The organism is Enterobacter sp. MEB024 (genome assembly GCF_030209635.1).
Lineage (GTDB): Bacteria > Pseudomonadota > Gammaproteobacteria > Enterobacterales > Enterobacteriaceae > Enterobacter > Enterobacter ludwigii.
In genome coordinates this window covers 40091-57983 of the sequence record NZ_JARVRQ010000005.1, presented here as the reverse complement: position 1 = coordinate 57983, position 17893 = coordinate 40091, and the positions used below count along the sequence as shown (strand labels likewise).

Annotated in this window: 23 protein-coding genes; 6 read left to right on the top strand and 17 right to left on the bottom strand. The window is 55.8% G+C overall.

All coding sequences use genetic code 11. From position 1 onward, the window contains the following. Positions 1-2: 2 nt before the first annotated feature. The 13 genes from QRN24_RS09865 to QRN24_RS09805 all read right to left on the bottom strand — a co-directional run bounded on the left by QRN24_RS09865 (position 3) and on the right by QRN24_RS09805 (position 6724). Positions 3-353 (bottom strand): GPW/gp25 family protein, encoded by a 351-nt coding sequence (locus tag QRN24_RS09865; protein ID WP_014171687.1) that lies wholly within the window; start codon positions 351-353, stop codon positions 3-5. Further along, positions 350-991: a phage baseplate assembly protein V gene (locus tag QRN24_RS09860; protein WP_032678996.1), complete on the bottom strand. Its 642-nt coding sequence runs from the start codon at positions 989-991 to the stop codon at positions 350-352. The genes QRN24_RS09865 and QRN24_RS09860 overlap by 4 nt, the downstream gene beginning before the upstream one ends. Before the next feature lie 109 nt (positions 992-1100). Beyond that, on the bottom strand, positions 1101-1568 hold the full coding sequence (locus QRN24_RS09855) for a phage tail protein (protein ID WP_252068601.1): 468 nt from the start codon (positions 1566-1568) through the stop codon (positions 1101-1103). Next, complete coding sequence (lysC, locus tag QRN24_RS09850) at positions 1531-1776, bottom strand: Rz1-like lysis system protein LysC (RefSeq protein ID WP_072126476.1); 246 nt, start codon at positions 1774-1776, stop codon at positions 1531-1533. The genes QRN24_RS09855 and lysC overlap by 38 nt, the downstream gene beginning before the upstream one ends. Continuing rightward, positions 1676-2089 (bottom strand): Rz-like lysis system protein LysB, encoded by a 414-nt coding sequence (gene lysB / locus QRN24_RS09845; protein WP_032670153.1) that lies wholly within the window; start codon positions 2087-2089, stop codon positions 1676-1678. Before lysB ends, lysC begins: the two co-directional genes overlap by 101 nt. Next, positions 2086-2595, bottom strand: a complete 510-nt coding sequence (locus QRN24_RS09840; RefSeq protein WP_020883601.1) for a lysozyme — start codon at positions 2593-2595, stop codon at positions 2086-2088. The genes lysB and QRN24_RS09840 overlap by 4 nt, the downstream gene beginning before the upstream one ends. Then, positions 2579-2800, bottom strand: coding sequence for a phage holin family protein (locus QRN24_RS09835; protein WP_014171693.1), 222 nt, complete (start codon positions 2798-2800; stop codon positions 2579-2581). The genes QRN24_RS09840 and QRN24_RS09835 overlap by 17 nt, the downstream gene beginning before the upstream one ends. After that, positions 2791-2994: a tail protein X gene (locus QRN24_RS09830; protein ID WP_020883600.1), complete on the bottom strand. Its 204-nt coding sequence runs from the start codon at positions 2992-2994 to the stop codon at positions 2791-2793. The genes QRN24_RS09835 and QRN24_RS09830 overlap by 10 nt, the downstream gene beginning before the upstream one ends. Positions 2995-3117: 123 nt before the next feature. Beyond that, positions 3118-3558: a DinI-like family protein gene (locus QRN24_RS09825; RefSeq protein WP_020883599.1), complete on the bottom strand. Its 441-nt coding sequence runs from the start codon at positions 3556-3558 to the stop codon at positions 3118-3120. Positions 3559-3667: 109 nt separating this feature from the next. After that, positions 3668-5863 carry a replication endonuclease gene (locus tag QRN24_RS09820; RefSeq protein ID WP_284942732.1) on the bottom strand — a complete coding sequence of 732 codons (2196 nt, stop codon included), beginning with the start codon at positions 5861-5863 and terminating at the stop codon, positions 3668-3670. Between the two features lie 7 nt (positions 5864-5870). Further along, positions 5871-6092 (bottom strand): TraR/DksA family transcriptional regulator, encoded by a 222-nt coding sequence (locus QRN24_RS09815; RefSeq protein ID WP_284942669.1) that lies wholly within the window; start codon positions 6090-6092, stop codon positions 5871-5873. Continuing rightward, a complete protein-coding gene (locus QRN24_RS09810) occupies positions 6092-6319 on the bottom strand; it encodes a DUF2732 family protein (protein ID WP_196087502.1) in 228 nt (75 codons plus the stop codon). Before QRN24_RS09810 ends, QRN24_RS09815 begins: the two co-directional genes overlap by 1 nt. 66 nt (positions 6320-6385) lie before the next feature. Next, positions 6386-6724, bottom strand: a complete 339-nt coding sequence (locus tag QRN24_RS09805) for a DUF5347 domain-containing protein (RefSeq protein WP_040018793.1) — start codon at positions 6722-6724, stop codon at positions 6386-6388. Between the two features lie 287 nt (positions 6725-7011). Here QRN24_RS09805 and QRN24_RS09800 point away from each other — a divergent pair, with 287 nt between their 5' ends. Beyond that, the gene (locus tag QRN24_RS09800; protein ID WP_196087503.1) at positions 7012-7587 is read left to right on the top strand and encodes a phage repressor protein CI; all 576 of its coding nucleotides are present in this window, start codon (positions 7012-7014) and stop codon (positions 7585-7587) included. Between the two features lie 271 nt (positions 7588-7858). Continuing rightward, positions 7859-9028, top strand: coding sequence for a coiled-coil domain-containing protein (locus tag QRN24_RS09795; RefSeq protein WP_284942668.1), 1170 nt, complete (start codon positions 7859-7861; stop codon positions 9026-9028). On the opposite strand, the gene QRN24_RS09790 is transcribed toward QRN24_RS09795, so the two are convergent. After that, positions 9029-9793 carry a siderophore-interacting protein gene (locus QRN24_RS09790; RefSeq protein ID WP_284942667.1) on the bottom strand — a complete coding sequence of 255 codons (765 nt, stop codon included), beginning with the start codon at positions 9791-9793 and terminating at the stop codon, positions 9029-9031. It lies immediately after the preceding gene. 146 nt (positions 9794-9939) lie between these two features. On the opposite strand from QRN24_RS09790, the gene QRN24_RS09785 reads away from it, so the two are divergent. Further along, a complete protein-coding gene (locus QRN24_RS09785; protein ID WP_047956132.1) occupies positions 9940-10434 on the top strand; it encodes a PadR family transcriptional regulator in 495 nt (164 codons plus the stop codon). On the opposite strand, the gene QRN24_RS09780 is transcribed toward QRN24_RS09785, so the two are convergent. Next, a complete protein-coding gene (locus tag QRN24_RS09780) occupies positions 10431-11990 on the bottom strand; it encodes a methyl-accepting chemotaxis protein (protein WP_063934251.1) in 1560 nt (519 codons plus the stop codon). The genes QRN24_RS09785 and QRN24_RS09780 overlap by 4 nt on opposite strands. Before the next feature lie 335 nt (positions 11991-12325). Beyond that, positions 12326-13846, bottom strand: coding sequence for a methyl-accepting chemotaxis protein (locus QRN24_RS09775; protein WP_025202964.1), 1521 nt, complete (start codon positions 13844-13846; stop codon positions 12326-12328). A 436-nt stretch (positions 13847-14282) separates the two neighbouring features. On the opposite strand from QRN24_RS09775, the gene ygjG reads away from it, so the two are divergent. Continuing rightward, positions 14283-15662, top strand: a complete 1380-nt coding sequence (gene ygjG, locus QRN24_RS09770; protein WP_020883590.1) for a putrescine aminotransferase — start codon at positions 14283-14285, stop codon at positions 15660-15662. Positions 15663-15695: 33 nt separating this feature from the next. Here the strand turns inward: ygjG and QRN24_RS09765 are convergent, their stop codons facing one another. Further along, positions 15696-16298, bottom strand: a complete 603-nt coding sequence (locus tag QRN24_RS09765) for a helix-turn-helix domain-containing protein (protein ID WP_032679008.1) — start codon at positions 16296-16298, stop codon at positions 15696-15698. A 42-nt stretch (positions 16299-16340) separates the two neighbouring features. Here QRN24_RS09765 and QRN24_RS09760 point away from each other — a divergent pair, with 42 nt between their 5' ends. After that, positions 16341-17027, top strand: coding sequence for a B3/B4 domain-containing protein (locus QRN24_RS09760; RefSeq protein ID WP_284942666.1), 687 nt, complete (start codon positions 16341-16343; stop codon positions 17025-17027). A gap of 12 nt (positions 17028-17039) precedes the next feature. After that, positions 17040-17888 (top strand): dihydrodipicolinate synthase family protein, encoded by an 849-nt coding sequence (locus QRN24_RS09755; RefSeq protein WP_252069776.1) that lies wholly within the window; start codon positions 17040-17042, stop codon positions 17886-17888. Positions 17889-17893 lie beyond the last annotated feature (5 nt).

Genomic DNA, 17893 nt, shown 5'->3' with positions numbered 1-17893 from the left:
GTTTAACTCAATGAAATAGTGATAGAAAAGGAATGTCCGGAGGTCTGGCGGGTGCCGGTGAGATCGACATACAGCGTCCCGTCATTCTCCGAACGTTCGAAAGTGATGGCCGTCAGGCTGATCCGCGGCTCCCATTTCTGGATAGCGGAGTAACATGCGGCCATGATTTGCAGGCGCAGCGCCGGACTCTGCGGCCTGTCGATCATTGCCGCCAGCAGTGAACCGTACTCGCGGCGCATCACCCGCGAGCCAATCGGCGTGACCAGAATGTCCCGCACGCTTTGTCTGATATGTTCAGCCTCTGAAATGCTGAGCCCGGTCTGACTGTTCATTCCCCTGTAGCGCACCGTCATTGCGTCCCCTTAGTCCAGCTTCCGCCGCTTTGCACACTGCCGTGAGCATGGTTGTCCACCTGCACCCCATTGGAGGTGAATTTACCGCCGGAATGCTCAATATTGCCGGCCATTACCCCGCCCTTCTGCACTTCAAGAGAGGCGGTAATTAGCTTGTTGGTACACACCACCTCAGGTGTATCCAGGGTGATGCGCGTCTCAGACTTCACCAGGACCACCGGTACGGTGGCGGTGAGTGATTCAGAGGCTGTAATGTCAGCCGTTTTAATGCCTGCGGCCATGAGTGCTCCGCTCCCGGGCTCGTACTCGATAACCGCCCCATCAGGGAACGAGACGTGGAGTGCGTCAGGCGAACCTGACGGCGCCGGGTGGTCATCGGAAAAGATACCTGGCAGCACGAAGGCGGTATCAAGCTCACCGCCGATGGCCAGCAGCAGCACTTGTTCTCCCTCGGACGGTGCCCACCACACGCGCGAACGGCCGGCGCGACAGGTCAGCCAGTTCAGCCAGGTGGTTTTCATCCCTCCGGACTGGACGCGGCAGAGCCCTCTGTTGAGGTCAACATCGGTGACAACACCGATACGAATCAGGTTACGGATCGCGCGAGCGATACCGTGCATGGAAGTGAGTGTATTCATGAGAAGAGAATGCCCTTCAGGGGGATCGGCAGCAACGAGACGGGGTTTTATGCGGGATGAAACAACAATCGTTCACGCTGATGGCTGGACAGCCATCAGCGTGGTGAACTTACGCTTTCCACTGGCTGACCAGTTCACCGTTGATGTACAGCTCCAGCGGACGTGTGACGGGCTCTGGTAACGGCGGCTCCGGGGAATAGGTGGCATGCAACGTTCCCTGCTCCTGCGAAACAAGAATGCGCTCGGTGAGCTGCAGGCTAAAGCTGATATTCGCCGTACCATCGTCGTTGATGGTGACGCCAAAGAGAAACCCGTTTTTTCGCCCGTCATCGAGGGTAAAAATATCTGGCTGGTTATCACGCAGCCAGGCCAGTACCGGGACGAAGACCCCCTCGCTGTCGCCGGCGAAGCTACTGATATTCGCTTTCAGTTCATACTTTTTTTCAAAGGAGAGCGAGGACGCGAGGCGGGCGTCAATATTTCCGCTCCCCACCGAAATCTGCAGATGATCAGGGTGAGCGTTCAGTTGAGGAACGGCGTCAATTAATGCCTGACGCAGGCTGTTGAGTTTGTGCATCGAGTTTATCCTGACAGTCTTTTATGGTTTCGACCTGCAGCGCGCAGGCGATAAGGGCATGCTCAAGCCGACGAATATCAGCACTGAGATCGCCGTTGGTGATGGGCTCACTTCCCGGCATCGGACAGGCGCTCACCTTCGGGCAGGCGTTGTAAACAATGTGCTGCGGAGGCGCAGGCGGCGCGGGTGTGCAACCTGCGCACAGCATCAGGCAGCTGAGCGTTATACCAGCGGCGTAACTCTTCATTTTCATTTACCCATTTCCCGATAGCCGCTTCGCGTCGTGCCATCTCCTCGCCGACGGCAGCAAGATCCTCGCGGAGCCTGACCTGCGCATCTTCGTTCGACCTGGCAATCCGCTGTGCTTCGGATAACTGCTGAAGCAGCGTGTTGATAGTGTTTTTTTGATCGCGGGCGATCTGGTTGGCTTTAGCAAGAGAGCGGGACAGGTTCACGTTGTCATGACGAAACCACAGCGTGATGGCCAGCAGAACGGCCAGTACCAGCAGGAGAGGTTTCATGGCATCCCCTTCAGGCACCAGGCCTTCTCACGAGCTCGACGGTTTTCCAGTCCGGCATTTTTGACCCCATTGACGTACACCCAGCGGGTAAGCTGATTGCACGCCTGCGGCCACTGTTTACGCTTAATGAATGACACCAGCGTGGAACGGCAGGCAGCCCCTGTTCCAACGTTAAAGGCAAAACTCACCAGCGCATCATAGACACGGGGCGGCATCTCCACCGGTGCGCATACCGCCAGCCGTCTTTCAACGTTCATCACGTCGGCAACAAGGTTCGCTGCCGCCTCACGCTCTGTAATTTCCCGTCCCGGCACGACGCCTGACGTATGGCCAATGCCTGATGTCCATACGCCCGCACTGCAACGATAAGGCGACAGGCGACACCCTTCGAGATCAGCAATGAGCGCCAACCCCTCCGGTGAGGTGTTCAGTAACCGGAAGTCAGGCATCAGCACCGCCAGGGCCAGTACGCCCGCGGCGCTGCAACGCTTAATGATTGAGTTCACGAATACTCTTCTTATCGAGTCCAAGAGAGGTCAGATAGCGATAGGTTTTCCGCTTAAACCAGTAATTCGTCAGCGCGGTAAAAATGGCGCAGAGGCTTCCCACGTATAGCGCGACTTTTTCAGGAGACATCGCCCCGAACCAGGCCAGCGCTACGGCCAGCCAGTAGGCGATAAACGTGGTGATTTTCTCAAGACTCAGTCCCATAGGTTCACTGATTCTTTAGTCGGTGCGCTATCAACCTCTGGCATGTCTATCGGCGTGCCATGAGGTAAGATGACCCCCAACTCCGCGAGGCCAGAATTGGCGTTCAGAACGGTTTCGACCACCCCTGCCGTGCGCCCATAATAACGGGCACAGATGGCATCAAGCGTGTCCCCCTGCATTGCATAGATTTTCATCAGACGCTCCCAACATCCGGATTTCCAGGTACCGTTGAGTTTCCAGCGCTGGCGCCCTTTTTGCTATCGCTGCAGGATGGACAATCGCGGACACAACAGACTGCCCGCGAGATGGCAGAGGGCCTAGCGCCAGCTCTCGTCTTCCCAGACTTCCCGGAGGATATTGTCCAGCGCTTCGCGATCGGCCTCTCTTTCAATCCCCTGCAACTCCACGCCGGTCATGGATCCTTTTTTGACGGTAACCAGCGTTGACGGAAACACGGATCTTATCCTGCGGGTTAATTCATCCTGAAACGCCTCCACGACGGACGGACCAATAAGCTGATCCTTATCCAGGGTAATGTTCACCCGCACGCTGGCCTCTTTTTTGATTCTGTCCGGAACGGGTGATGCCGAGAAAACCACGGTAAACGCGTTGTTCCTGATTAAATTTCCTCTCGCAATCTCAGCGATCAAATTCAGGGCAATTTCACGATCTCTTTCCTGACACGTTCCTTCTGTCGTCAGCCGCGCAATCATCTCGACGCGTTCAATCATGACTTGCTCGTTCAACTCTCTGTCCACACAACCTCCACCACGAGATACTGTATAAACATACAGTAGCATGTATTCATAAAAAGAGTGAAGCAAAAAATCAGAACCATGCGAGGTATGTACATGATATCGATGAAGATTAGCGAATCCCTTTGCTTATCAGATGCGTTAAATACCTTATACGTTCAAGGATTTTCCGGGCCTTTTGCTGATAAGACGGTGCCGCAGGAAATAGCGATCCGTCTGCAGATCCCCGGCACCATTTGTCGTTAAAACGGCTAATGCCCCCCGCCATAAGATGCAGGGCTTCCCCCCGGCTGATCGTTATTCCGGTGGCGAGCCGTATCTCATCAATCACTCTCTCTGCCACTCCGTTCTGCGGATCCTTTTCATAGACAAAGGGAGTCTTTGCAACCGGTCTGGGGAGGGTTATGCGTGCGGCTAACGCGCGTCTCGCACGCCGGCTGAGGGGTTGAGAGACGTCGCTCACCGTACAGTTATTGACAGAACTCCAAGAACGCGCAGCGGTGCCGTTAAGGTCAACGGCCAAATCAACGGCACGCTTCGGCACAATTTTCCACTGCGTGAGGCGGGTCAAAATCGGCGAGCCCGGGCCGAGTGCGGCGTCGTAGACGCCGCGAATACAGACACGTTCTTCGCCGTACTGATTGTATTCGGCACGGGGCTCATACAGCGTGCGCACCTGCAACGCGTCCCGACGGACAAACGGTCCTCCCTGTGCATTGACGTATCCTGCCCAGTCTCCGGCGTCCGCGGCGTCATGCGCTGCCGCAAATTCTACGCTCAGACCGTGCGCGGCCTGCGTATCAGTCAAACGGCGCAGCTCACGGTAGACGGTCACCGGTGCACCACCGATAAACTGAAACTGACGGATATGCCAGCGCGCCGCCCAGGCCGAAACAGCAGATGCGGTCACTTTAAGCAACTCGCCGCTTTCGTGATCAGTCTCGCCATCAAGGGCATAGCCGTCGATATTCTTGGAGATGTATTTAGCGATATAACCGGTGGCGCTGCCCTTTTGCGGATCTATAGCTTCAGCGTGAAAGCGAGCTTTTCTGGCGTTATCGCTTTGCAGTTCAAAAGCGTCTTCCTCCTGTGTGTATTCCTCCATAATGCGGCGAACGCGCTCAACGTTTTCGGGCAGCATGAACATCAGCATGTGCCAGTGAGGCGTACCGTCATGGTGGGGTTCAGCAACGCGGATGCCAAACAGACGAATCGCCAGCCGGTGCAGTTTTGCCCGGATCCGCGCCCACAGTTTTGTCAGGTAGCTTTGTGTATCCGCAGGGCTCGCCCCGTTCCATTTGCCGTTACGATAGCCGGTGTTCAGAGTGGCGTGATATTTCGACGGCGCGGTTAAGGTATAGAACTCGCCCACGTAGCCAAGCTCATGGCAGATATTTTCAAACCCGCGGATGCGGGTCATCAGTTCGCAGCGACGTATCGCGGGATTGGCCACCGAGCCATCGTGCCTGGCAATCAGACTTATTCGGTTGCCCTCTTCATCCTCCAGTTCCAGACCTTTAAGAAATTCACGCGTGCGCCGCTTCTGTTCACGCCAGTCAGTGATGCAGCGTTTACTCGCATAGGCAGACTTCTTTTTGCTGACGTTTCCAAGTGCAATCTGCACATGCTCACGCCAGGCGGCCGCCATGCGACGCAGTCGTCCACGCCACCAGTCTTCGGAAAACATGCGGATCACCGCTGGCGCAATGTCCTCTTTGTTAAAGAGTATCTTCGACACGCGCTCCCAGTGAGGAGGCAGTACATTGAACTGGCGGGTGATTAATCCAGCGCGCTGATACCAGACATGAAGGGTTTGAAATTCGCCGAGGCCAGCGTCATTGATATTCGCCAGCTCGGAACGAATAAAGCCCGCGATGTCAGCGGCCAGCAAATCAATATCGGCGCGGGACATATCCGGGAGACGGTTGAAGCGGGCAATCAGCGTAACCATCCGCGATGCAAGATATTGCGAAAGCGGCGTGTCGAAGTGTCCACCAAAAACGGCGGTGGAGACGTTACGGTCAACACCTGAACAGGCATACCGTGCAGAGACCTGCTGCAGACGTGGTAATACCCTGTTGCAGAACCGAATCAAAAAGGCATTGGCTCGCAGGCTGCCCTGATGGAGTTCAAGAGCATCAACCGTGCGCCAGACGTCAAAACGCACGCAGTCAGGCTGCAGAGCGAGCGCTTTTCTGGCTTGCTGCAGCGCCGCGAACAGACGGTCGCGACGCTGTAATTGGGGGTGAGTCAGGTAGGGGCTGGCAATAGCCGATCGGGGTTCATTCCACGGATAAGCAAATGACATCACCAACTTATCCTCCCCGGAAATGTTTGTTTTTCAGCTCCGTTATCTCCTGGCAAGTGACGCATAAGGCCACTCCAGGTAACGCCTTTCGCCGCGCCTCGGGGATGGGGATGTCGCACTCCTCGCAGGTAAAACGCGAGGGCGATGTGCATCGCTGGCGGGCGCTATTAATATGACGTTCGCGATCTTCAAGCTCACGCTCCTGCGCCAGATCGATAAAATCGGCCATCAGTGCAGCTCCTGGGATTCGCGTTCGTAACGGGCAGCCTCGTGACACAGCAGTTCCGCTGCGTCTTCGCCACACATTCCGGTTTTATAGATGTGACTGGCTAATGCCTCCAGACGCAGGGAGACGGCGAGTGCGCGCACCCTGCGCTCCTCCATCTTCGCCTGCACCAGCAGGCGCTGGAGTTCCTCGCGCCCGTTCAGAAAAGTGCGGTTTTCGCTATTTCGCATCACTCATTCTCCTTAATTCAGGCAATAAAATGCCCGGCGGGTTTACGCCATTACTTTTGGGGTGGATTAAAGCGGCATGGTCAGCCGTTCAGGAAATAAACTCACGACTGCACGGAAATGATTCATGGCTCCGATAAGCGCTCTTTTCTCCTCAGTCGTCAGCTCATTGATACCGCATTCGTGACGGGCGGCGGGTAATTTAGCCAGGAAAAAGATGGCCGCCAGCGCCCTGTTATTCTCCTCAAAACTGGGATCGCGCTTATCACGCATCTCGGCCAAAAACCGCGCCAGCGCTTTCTCGTTATCGCCCCAGTACCTGGCACGCAGTTCGGCCACGTGATTAAGCCCGGAAAGACGTGCCCCCACCTTGAGTGGGACCGTTGCACGTGTCGCTTCTATTGCCATAACGTCCCTCGCGTTGATTCACACTGTGTGAATTACTCACCCGTAACGGGCTGAAAACGGGATTGGCCTACGCGTTACGCCACTTTCCAGCGCAGCGAACTGCGCCAGCCTAACGACAGGGCTGGCACTTTGATGATTGCGATTTCAGAAGCCATGTTGCATGATTCCCATTTTGATAATGTCTGCAATCATTAGCCTCTGTTTGCCAACGTCTGCCGCTGATTGCCCGAATTCGCATTGATACTAATACCCAATTGAGTATTAGTAAATACCCAAAGGAATATATTTTGATTTTAGATTCTCAAGTGAATAATGAAGAGTTACTCGATAGAATCTGTCAGGTATATGGTTTTACCCAAAAAATCCAGCTGGCCCGGCACTTCAATATTGCCGCCAGTTCCCTTCAGAACCGCTACGCGCGCGGCACCATCTCCTACGACTTCGCGGTACAGTGTGCACTGGACACAGGGGCCAGCCTGCGCTGGTTGATGACCGGAGAGGGTGCCCAGTTTGTAGGTAACCCTGCGCCTGGCGATCCCGTTGCTGTTGTCACATTCACTCTCAGTGATGGTCAGCTGGAAGAAAATTCCACTTTGAGTATCGATTCACATCTCTTTAGCAAACCGCTCACTCGCGGTATCGCAGTCCGGTCTGAGGCAAAGCTCCACTTTGTTGAAAAAGGGGCGTCATTAACCGACGGGCTATGGCTGGTTGAGATTGAAGGCACTATCAGTCTTCGTGATTTAACCCTGCTGCCGGGGAAAAAACTCCACGTCGCGGGCGGCAAAGTTCCCTTTGAATGCGGTATCGATGAGATAAAAACACTGGGCCGTGTGGTGGGCATCTACAGCGAGGTGAACTGATGACGGTACATATGGTTCGTATGGCATCTTTCGATTTCGCTATGCAGGGCATTCAGCCTTAGGTATTCCTTCAGGAATGGCAGAACAAGAACCGGGGCCAACGCTCCCCCGCCAGCCTTTCGGCTTCCTGTTCGTGCCACTCTTCTTCACAAACCCTAAAAACTAAAGAAATCCCCCATCGCGCCGATCATCATCCGTGTGTATTATTTCCTGTAGCGTTTACAACAATTAACCTTAACTCAAATACTTAAGCGCCAAAGCGAAAGGCATCATGAGCACACCGATCAAACGGCTAGAAATCATAAAAAATGCGATTGAACTGGAAGACGACGACATCATCCAGAGCCAGCTGACACGGCTGAAAAATGAAGCGTTTGACGATGAGCTACAGGCAATCGTCGCGGCGCTTGAGCAGAAAAACTATACCGTTGCCATGGCGGCGATCGCTGCCTGGCTACAGGGCCAGCGCGCCATGACGCAATGGCGTGACCCGCAGGTGGCGGCCAGCAAGATGGAGCTAAAAGCGCTGGAAGAGCGCCTCAGGGATTTGATTGACCGTCGCAATGCCCGCGTGCAACAGCTCGATGAATTCAACGATCTCTATTTCTCCCGCCTCGGACCGCTGATGCAGCAGATCCTCGCCCTGCGTAAAACGCTGGCGGAGCTGAACCTGCGACGTCAGCAGGCGGAGGCGCGTCGACGTGAGGAAGATTACCGTCGCTGCCAGCGCTATATGGCGCAGGCGGTGGAGGTGCTGGCGATGCTGACCCAGCGCTGGCGCGATCTGCCTGCGGATTCCGTACAGGCCGCCGAGGCGCGTAAGCAACTGCAGCAGCAAAGCAATCTGATTGCTAACCTGCTGGCCGAAGCGCTGGAGCTGGAGAGTGGCTTAACGCGCGAAGAAGAGCCTGCACGTCAGGCGCGCAACGAAGCCAATGAAGAGTACGAGAAATACCGCGAGCAGCATCACGATGCCGAAATGCGTCTGCGTAAAGGCAAGAATCTCTCCGAGGAAGATCAGAACGAACTGAAGCGTCTCTGGCGTCAGGCGAGCAAGCTCTGCCATCCGGACCTGGTCGCTGACGATCTGAAAGAAGAAGCCAACGCGATGATGGTGCAACTCAACCAGGCCAAACAGCGTGGTGACGTTAAAGCCATTCGTTCGCTGGTGGCACGTCTGCAGCAGGGCTTTGAGCCGCTGATGGCCAGCGACAGGCTGAACGATCTGGAACGTATCCGCAAAAAAATGGCGCAGGTTCGCGAGCAGATTGACACGTTAGTGAACGAGCTGGCGGAGCTGGAGAAAGAGGAGTCCTGGCTGCTGGTCTCGTCGCTGAGCAATATGGAAGCCTACTTTGCCCAGCAGGAGAAGGCGCTGCATGACGTTCGCGCCTCGCTCGAACATCAGGTGAGCGAAGCGCAGCTGGAGTCCGCAGCCTGATTATTTAGCGTGCCAGTATGCACTGGCACGCACCAGCTGCTGGTCGATTGCGTCGGTTTCAAACTGACGGCTCAGGTTTTTCACTACCTTCCCTTCCCCGGTCAGCCAGATAAAATAATCTTCCGCAGGCACCGTCAACGCCGCCAGACGCTCGGCCACCGCCTGTTCGCTGTGACCGACAACCCAGGTGATGTTGAACGCGCTCAGATGGGCCAGATAGTCCTGATACGACGCATCACCGACCGTCACCACCGCATGAATGTCCGGGCGAACCGGCAGTGTTGCGATGCTTTCCAGGCGACGACGCAGCGCGGGCATGCCGGATTCATCACACACGTACAGTTGCCAGGCATAATCTTCCGGCACAACCAGCGAACCGCGCGGGCCGCCAATCGTGAGCGTGTCACCCACTTTTGCCTCTGTCGCCCAGTGGCTGGCAACGCCGCCATCGTGTATGAAGAAATCGAGCACCAGCTCATGCCGTTCGGCATCGTACAGAGGTGTATAGTCTCGCGCCTGCGGACGCACACCGTCGCCCCAGTCGATACCTTCATCGGTAACAACCGGTGGTACAAAGGTCGCCCCCGGGGCCGGGAAAAACACTTTTGTGTGGTCGTCGAAACCGCGAGAGCAAAAGCCCTCCAGCGCCTCGCCGCCTAAAACAATGCGCTGGAAACCTGCGCTGACACGCTCAACGCGAAGCACGTCCAGCTTGCGAAAACGGAGATCATTACGAACACGTTGTGGGTAACGGGTGGATGTCATGGTGAGACCCTTCTCAGGTGAATACGATATATCTAAATCAATTTTAAATGATAATGATTGCTAATCAGCAAGAATGCAAGATCTTTTAGATTGCATCTGAATATATCTAAGATATAGTTTAGATATATCAATTTGAAGGGATGAGTATGCGAAACGAACACGACGGCGGCGGACGCCGACCACGCTTTTTTGGTCACGGCGATCTGCGTCTGGTGATACTGGATATCCTGACCCACAACGCGAGCCATGGCTACGAGTTGATCAAGGCGATCGAGAACATGACGCAGGGGAATTACACCCCAAGCCCTGGCGTTATCTACCCGACCCTCGATTACCTTCAGGATCAGACCTATATCACCATCACCGAAGAAGAGAATGGCCGCAAGAGAATTGCGATTACCGCGGCAGGTCAGCAGTGGCTGGATGAAAATCAGGAGCAGCTGGCGCAAATTCAGGCGCGTATCAAAGCGCGCTCTGTCGGCTTCCAGCTGAGAAAAAACCCGCAAATGAAGCGGGCTCTGGATAACTTCAAAGCGGTGCTAGACCTGAAGGTGAACCAGGGCGAACTCAGCGATGCGCAGCTTAAGCAGATCATCGGCGTGATCGACCGCGCAGCGCTGGAGATCTCCCAGCTGGATTAAGCCAGTACGCGATCGCTCACGCGGAAGACGCGGACAAGATCTTTCAGGTGCATCGCCTGTTCGTTCAGGGACGCTGCTGCCGCGACAGACTCCTCCACCAGGGCGGAGTTCTGCTGCGTGGTGGCATCAATCAGGCCGATCGCGCTGTTAATCTGCGAGATCCCTTCCGTCTGCTCATGGCTGGCCTGGCGGATCTCACGCAGAATGACATCCATCTCTTCCACGTTGCCGACCATACCGTTAATCAACTCGCTCGCTTTCTCGACCAGGTTCATCCCGTCCTGCGTCTGGCTGGTAGAACTTTCGATCAGCTGACGAATTTCACTGGCGGATGACGCACTCTTCTGCGCAAGCTGACGCACTTCGCCCGCCACCACCGCAAAACCACGACCGTGCTCGCCCGCACGTGCCGCTTCCACCGCCGCGTTCAGCGCCAGAATGTTGGTCTGGAAAGCGATGGCATCGATCAGGTCGATGATGTCGGACATCCGGTTAGAGGTCTCGTTAATCAGGCGCATTTTGCTGGTGACCTGCTTCATCATCTCGCCGTTGTTTTTGACCACCATGGCGGCGTCCGCCGAGAGGTGAGTTGCTTCTCCGGTGTGTGAGGCGGTGTTTTTTACCGTCGCCGTGATCTGCTCCATCGAGGCGGCGGTCTGTTCAACAGAGCTGGCCTGCTCTTCGGTGCGCGCGGCAAGATCCTGGTTCCCCGCGACAATCTGCGCGGCGGCACTCGAGATATTCTCCGAACCGGTCTGGACCTGCTGCACAATGCCCAGCAGACGCGTTTTCATCTCCATCAGCGCATGCAGCAGCAGGCCGGTTTCGTCTTTACCGTGCGGCGTGATGCTGCCGGTCAGATCGCCTTCAGCAATGGCTTTTGCAAAATCCACCGCCTGGCCCAGCGGACGCGTGATTGAGCGCACGATAAACCAGCCAATCAGGCTGCCGGTCGCGACGCTAAAGAGCGTGATCAGGATCAGCAGCAGGCGATTCGATTTGAAATCGCCCTCGACCTGCACTCCTGCGCTTTGCATTTCCTGGTTCTGAATCGCGATCAACGCCTGCACGTTGGCTTTATAGGCCTGCTGTAGCTTCAGGGTGTTGGTCATCATCTCCTGAATAGCGCCCGCCCTATCGTTATTCTGCACCGCCTGCAAAATGCGATAACGCGAGTCCAGATACTGCTGACGCACGCCGCGTATCTCAGCAAGAACCCGCTGTGATTCAGGATCCTGCAGCGCAGTATTCAGCTCGCCGAGGATCACCGTAATCTGTTCGCTGATCGCTTTAAGACGCTGCTGTGACTGCGCTGTATACGTTCCCTGTTCATCCAGTAACATCAGCTGCTGAGTGCCAATAAATTCCTGGAAGTTGTCGATTAACTGGTTCGCTTTTACCGTGGTCGGATAATCACGGGTAATGATGGATTGCATTCCGTTGTTCGCCCGGTTCAGGCTTAGCAAGGATAAACTCGCACTGACCACCATCAGGACAATAAAGAATCCAAACGCCAGAAATAATTTCGTGCCGATCTTTACGTCATGTAAGAACATATTTTCTCCATCGATGTGATTATTTCTCAGACGATCACCGTTATCGGTAACGAGACCGCTAACTTTATGACTTTGATCGTTTTTTTATTTCATAACCACGACAATGGATAGGTGTAGGCTATTAATATCCGAAAATCGATCGTTACGTCACCCTCTGATGAGGCATTTTCAAAATAGCATCGGGGAAAACGGACTTAGGCTGGGGTAAATATCTGATGTGCTTTCTTTAGTTACTTAATATAAAGTTAACAATAAAAGACATTAATAATTACATTCAGAAAAAATAAAGCCGCTTATTCCTGATGAAATAAACGGCTTTCTGGAACCTTACTGGCTCAATGGAGCACGGTTACCGCATCCTTAAGACGCCCGGCGCGATGCTTCACCATTGCGGATATGTGGGCACTTTCCTCAACCAGATCGGCATTTTTCTGCGTGATGCTGTCCAGCTCGGCCACCGCACGGGTGAGCTCTGACAAGCCGGTAGCCTGTTCAGAGGTGGAGTGGCTGATCTGCGCGATAAGCTGCGTCACGTTTTTCACCTGCTCGACGATATCATCCATTGTACGACCGGCGGCATGAACCTGATCAGAGCCGGACTGCACCTTGCTGGCGCTGGCATCAATCAGCTTGCGAATATCGTTGGCTGCACTGGCGCTACGGCTGGCGAGATGGCGCACTTCGCCGGCGACAACCGCGAAGCCTTTCCCCTGCTCACCGGCTCTTGCCGCCTCCACCGCCGCATTCAGCGCCAGAATATTGGTCTGAAACGCGATGTCGTTAATAAGGGAGGTAATCGAGCCAATCCGCTGCGTGCTATCCGCGATGTCATCCATGGTTTTCACCACCGTCTGCATCGCGTTTCCGCCTTTGGTCGCCGCGCTGCTGGCGGCCACTGACAGCTTGTCCACTTCGGCGGCGGTTTCTGAATTACTCTGCACGGAGGCGGCCATCTGGTTCATTGTCGCCACGGTCTGCTGCACATTGGCCACGGTCTGACGCGTCCGATCGTTCAGATCTTCATTCCCCTTTGCCAGCCTGTCGCTGCCATCACGCACGCTCACCACCTGGCTTGAAACATCGTTAATCAACCAGCGGCACATCAGCCCCAGTTGCCCTACCGCACGCAGGGTCAACCCCAGCTCGTCGCTGCGGTTCAGGTGCTGCACGCTGTTGCGCTCGCCGGTGGCGACTTTCAGCGCCTGACGCGCCACGTTTTCGATCGGACGAACAATCTGCTGCTCGAACAGCAGCGTGCCCAGCAACATGACTACCGCGGCGGCAGCCAGCGGGTACGCACCCGCTGAGGTGGCCACCAGCGTGGCAGCCAGCACCGCAAACAGCCCCGCCATCACGCTGCGCACGCGCCAGCGCAGCGGCATTGCCGGAAGTTTCCCCAGCCAGCCTTTCCTTACCACCAGTCCTTTATGAATACGTTTCTTGCAGCGCCCGTCATTCAGAGCCCGATAGAGCGGCTCCACGCCAGCAATCTCTTCTGCCGTGGCTTTGGTGCGAATCGACATATAGCCCGTCACCTGCCCGTGACGCACCATCGGCACCGCATTGGCGCGCACCCAGTAGTGGTCGCCATTTTTACGTCGGTTTTTGACAATGCCGCTCCACGGCTCGCCCTTTTGCAGGGTGTACCACATATCGGCAAACGCCGCTTTTGGCATATCGGGGTGGCGCACCAGATTGTGCGGCTGGCCCATCAGCTCATCAAGCTGATAGCCACTCACCTGCACAAAGGTGTCGTTGGCGTGGGTCAGGTAACTGTGAATATCGGTGGTCGACATTAAGGTGGTGTCATCGTCCAGAGGATATTCATTCTGGGTGACAAAGGTTGGAGCGGACATCGTGAGCATCCCTTGCAGGTTATTTGAATGTTAATTTTGTGGATTAATGTTTTTTCGGCGGTAAAGAATTTATCTTTAGTTGTTAAAGTTGATAGAGATCGCAGATTTCACTTAAACCGCACTTTTTGTGAGATTTTATAATTCATTGATTTCAAATACTTTCGTAGAGAAATTACCTGCAGAGTATGACGCGTTAACGCCCACTTAAGTCGCAGCGTCTGCACTCTATAAGTGCAATGGCCTCTTGTTCGCACCTCCCCAGGCCTTTTCCGCCGTACCGCTAAATCCCGTATCGGTTATATCGGCATGATTAAATTTTGCGCAACATAATGTTAACCTGGTGTTTATCCTGATTTTCGTTAAGGCATCTGAAGTGGCGTAATCCCTGCAATACTTAATCCAGTATCATGTGATACGCGATCCCCGGGAGCACATTTTGAACAGGTTACCTTCCAGCGCCTCGGCTCTTGCCTGTACCGCGCACGCACTGAATCTCATTGAGAAGCGAACGCTTGATCATGAGGAGATGAAACAACTTAACCGAGAGGTCATCGATTACTTTAAAGAGCATGTCAATCCAGGGTTTTTGGAGTATCGCAAATCTGTTACCGCCGGCGGGGATTACGGAGCCGTAGAGTGGCAAGCGGGAAGTCTTAATACGCTTGTCGACACCCAGGGACAGGAGTTTATAGATTGCCTGGGTGGTTTTGGAATTTTCAACGTGGGGCACCGTAATCCAGTTGTGGTTTCCGCCGTACAGAATCAACTTGCGAAACAACCTCTCCATAGCCAGGAACTGCTCGATCCACTTCGCGCTATGCTCGCGAAAACGCTCGCGGCCTTAACGCCCGGCAAACTGAAGTACAGCTTCTTTAGCAACAGCGGCACGGAATCGGTCGAAGCGGCGATTAAACTCGCCAAAGCGTACCAGTCGCCGCGCGGCAAATTCACGTTTATCGCCACCAGCGGCGCGTTCCACGGAAAATCCCTGGGCGCACTGTCAGCTACCGCCAAATCCACTTTCCGCAAACCGTTTATGCCGCTGCTGCCGGGCTTCCGCCACGTGCCGTTTGGTGACATTAGCGCTATGCGCACCATGCTGAGCGAATGCCGTAAAACCGGCGACGACGTGGCAGCGGTGATCCTGGAGCCTATTCAGGGTGAGGGCGGCGTGATCCTGCCCCCGCAGGGCTATCTGCCTGCCGTGCGTCAGTTGTGCGATGAATTTGGCGCACTGCTGATCCTCGACGAAGTCCAAACCGGGATGGGGCGTACGGGCAAGATGTTTGCCTGCGAGCATGAGAACGTCCAGCCGGACATTCTCTGTCTGGCAAAAGCGCTGGGCGGCGGCGTGATGCCGATTGGCGCGACGGTGGCGACCGAAGAGGTCTTCTCGGTGCTGTTCGACAACCCGTTCCTGCACACCACTACGTTTGGCGGTAACCCGCTGGCCTGCGCGGCCGCGCTGGCGACCATCAACGTGCTGCTGGATCAAAACCTGCCTGCACAGGCGGAACAGAAAGGCGATATGCTGCTGGACGGTTTCCGCCAGCTGGGCCGGGAATATCCGGATCTGGTGCAGGATGCGCGGGGTAAAGGGTTGCTGATGGCCATTGAGTTTGTCGACAACGAAATCGGCTACAGCTTCGCGAGCGAGATGTTCCGCCAGCGTGTCCTGGTTGCCGGAACGCTCAACAACTCGAAGACCATTCGCATTGAACCGCCGCTGACGCTAACGGTTGAACAGTGTGAGCAGGTGCTGAAAGCGGCGCGTAAAGCGCTGGCAGCCCTGCGGGTAAGTGTGGAAGAAGCGTGATATCCACTCCCCCTCCTGACGGAGGGGGTATTTTTAGCGGTGAAACTCCGCCACCGTCATGGTAAACCGCAACACATTTTCGCCCTCATTCGCGTAGCCGTGTGCCGCTTCCGTTTTCGCCACCGCCGAAGCGCCTGCCGCCACCTGCGTCACCGTCTCTTCCACCGTCAGGGTCAATCCTCCCTCAGTGACATGCAGCAGCTCAAACGTTCCCGCCGGGTGCCCCGGCGAGGTGAAACGCTCCCCCGGATGCATCACCCACTGCCAGAGTTCAATCATATCCGGGCCAGACGTGCCCGCGAGCAGCCGGGCATATCCGCCCTGTGGGCCCTGCCACAGAACCGGGATCGCCGCTGCTTCTATGACGTGCACCCGCGGCTCGCTGGAGACGTTAACGATATCCGCCACCGAAACGCCCAGCGCGGCAGCCAGCTTGCAGAGAATGGCAATGCTGGGATTCGCCGCCCCTTTTTCAATCTCCACCAGCATGCCTTTGCTAACGCTGGCGCGGCGTGAAAGCTCATCCAGCGACAGTTTTTTCTCTTTGCGCCAGTTGCGAATGCGGGTGGCGACGGCCAGGCTTACCTGGGCGATATCGGCACCCGAATCGGTCATTATATTGACTTTATCAGTCATTGGTCACTACCATAGTATAAAACAGTCAATACAGGATTATTTATGTCTCTCGTTACGCCGTCAATAGACCCGCGTCTTACCGGGATTGCCCCCGGCTTTCGGGCGCTGAGCATTCTGGTTGAAGCCGCCCCGATAACCCAGCCGGACGTGGCCTCTGCCGCGCTGGCACAGGCCTGCCAGCAGGTCCTCACTAATGATGTCGCCTGGGCGGAAGCGCACCTCAGCGCCTGGGATGACGTGTTCAGGGCATTTGGTGCGAAACCGAAACGCACACCCTGCTCGGCATCGGCCCTGCGTAAGCGAGTGCTGAAAGAGGGCGCACTGCCCCCGCTCGATCCAGTGGTCGATATTTACAATGCCATCAGCATTCGTTACGCCATTCCCGTCGGGGGTGAGAACCTTGCCGCTTATGCAGGCGCACCGCGTCTGACGCTTGCCGAAGGTAATGAACCGTTTGATACCCTGAAAGAAGGCCAGCCGGTTATCGAATACCCGGATGCGGGCGAAGTTATCTGGCGCGATGATATTGGCGTCACCTGCCGTCGCTGGAACTGGCGCCAGGGCGTGCGTACACGTCTCGATAGCCAGGCGCAACACATGTGGTTTATTCTCGAAAGTCTGCCGTCGATGCCGTTATCGGCGTTGCAGGAGGCTGGCGATGAGTTAGTCAGCAACCTGCAGCGGCTGATGCCGGGCTCCACTGCTCACCTTCAACTGATTGAACTCTAAAAGGATAAGCGGATGTTTCACGGGTTAAGCGCATTCCCTCTGACGCCATTGCGAGAGGGGAAATTTGATGAGCAGGCGTTTGTGCAGTTGCTGCGCCCGCTGGTGGATGCTGGTGTCGATTCGCTGGGGATCCTCGGTTCGACGGGCAGTTACGCGTATCTGACGCCTGAAGAGCGCACGCATATCACCCGCTGTGCCGTGGCGCATGCCGACAACATTCCGGTGAGCGTAAGTATTGGCGCGCTTCGCCTCGACGATATTCTCCGTCTGGCGGATGAGGCGCAAAGCGCCGGCGCCCGCGGGGTGTTACTGGCCCCCGTGTCGTACCAGCGCCTGACGGCAGAGGAAGTGTTTACCTTGTATGAGACGGTGACCCACCGGATCTCTGTTCCGCTGTGCATTTACGACAACCCGGCCACCACCGGGTTCGAGTTTAACGACGATTTGCTGTATGCCGTGGCGGCGCTACCGAACGTCAAATCCGTCAAGCTCGGGCGCATACCGGACGATATCGCCCACATGCGCGCCCGTCTTCCTGAAAGCGTCACCCTGGGCATCAGTGGCGACTGGCGGGCGGCGTCAGCCCTGCAGGCCGGGTTTGATGTCTGGTATTCGGTTATCGCAGGGCTCTATCCGCAGACGGCGCTGGCAATTGCCCGAGCCAAAGACACCGCCCCCTCTGATCGGCTGGCGCCGCTGTGGGCGCTGTTCCGCCAGTACGGCAGTTTGCGGGTGATGGCCGCAGCAGCAGAAATGTCAGGGAAAGTGGCCGCGCCTGCACTGCCGTTCCCGCTTGCGTCGCTGAGCGGGAAACCGCGCGAAACGCTGGCGGCGATCCTGGCGGAACTGGCCCTCGCCTGAGCATC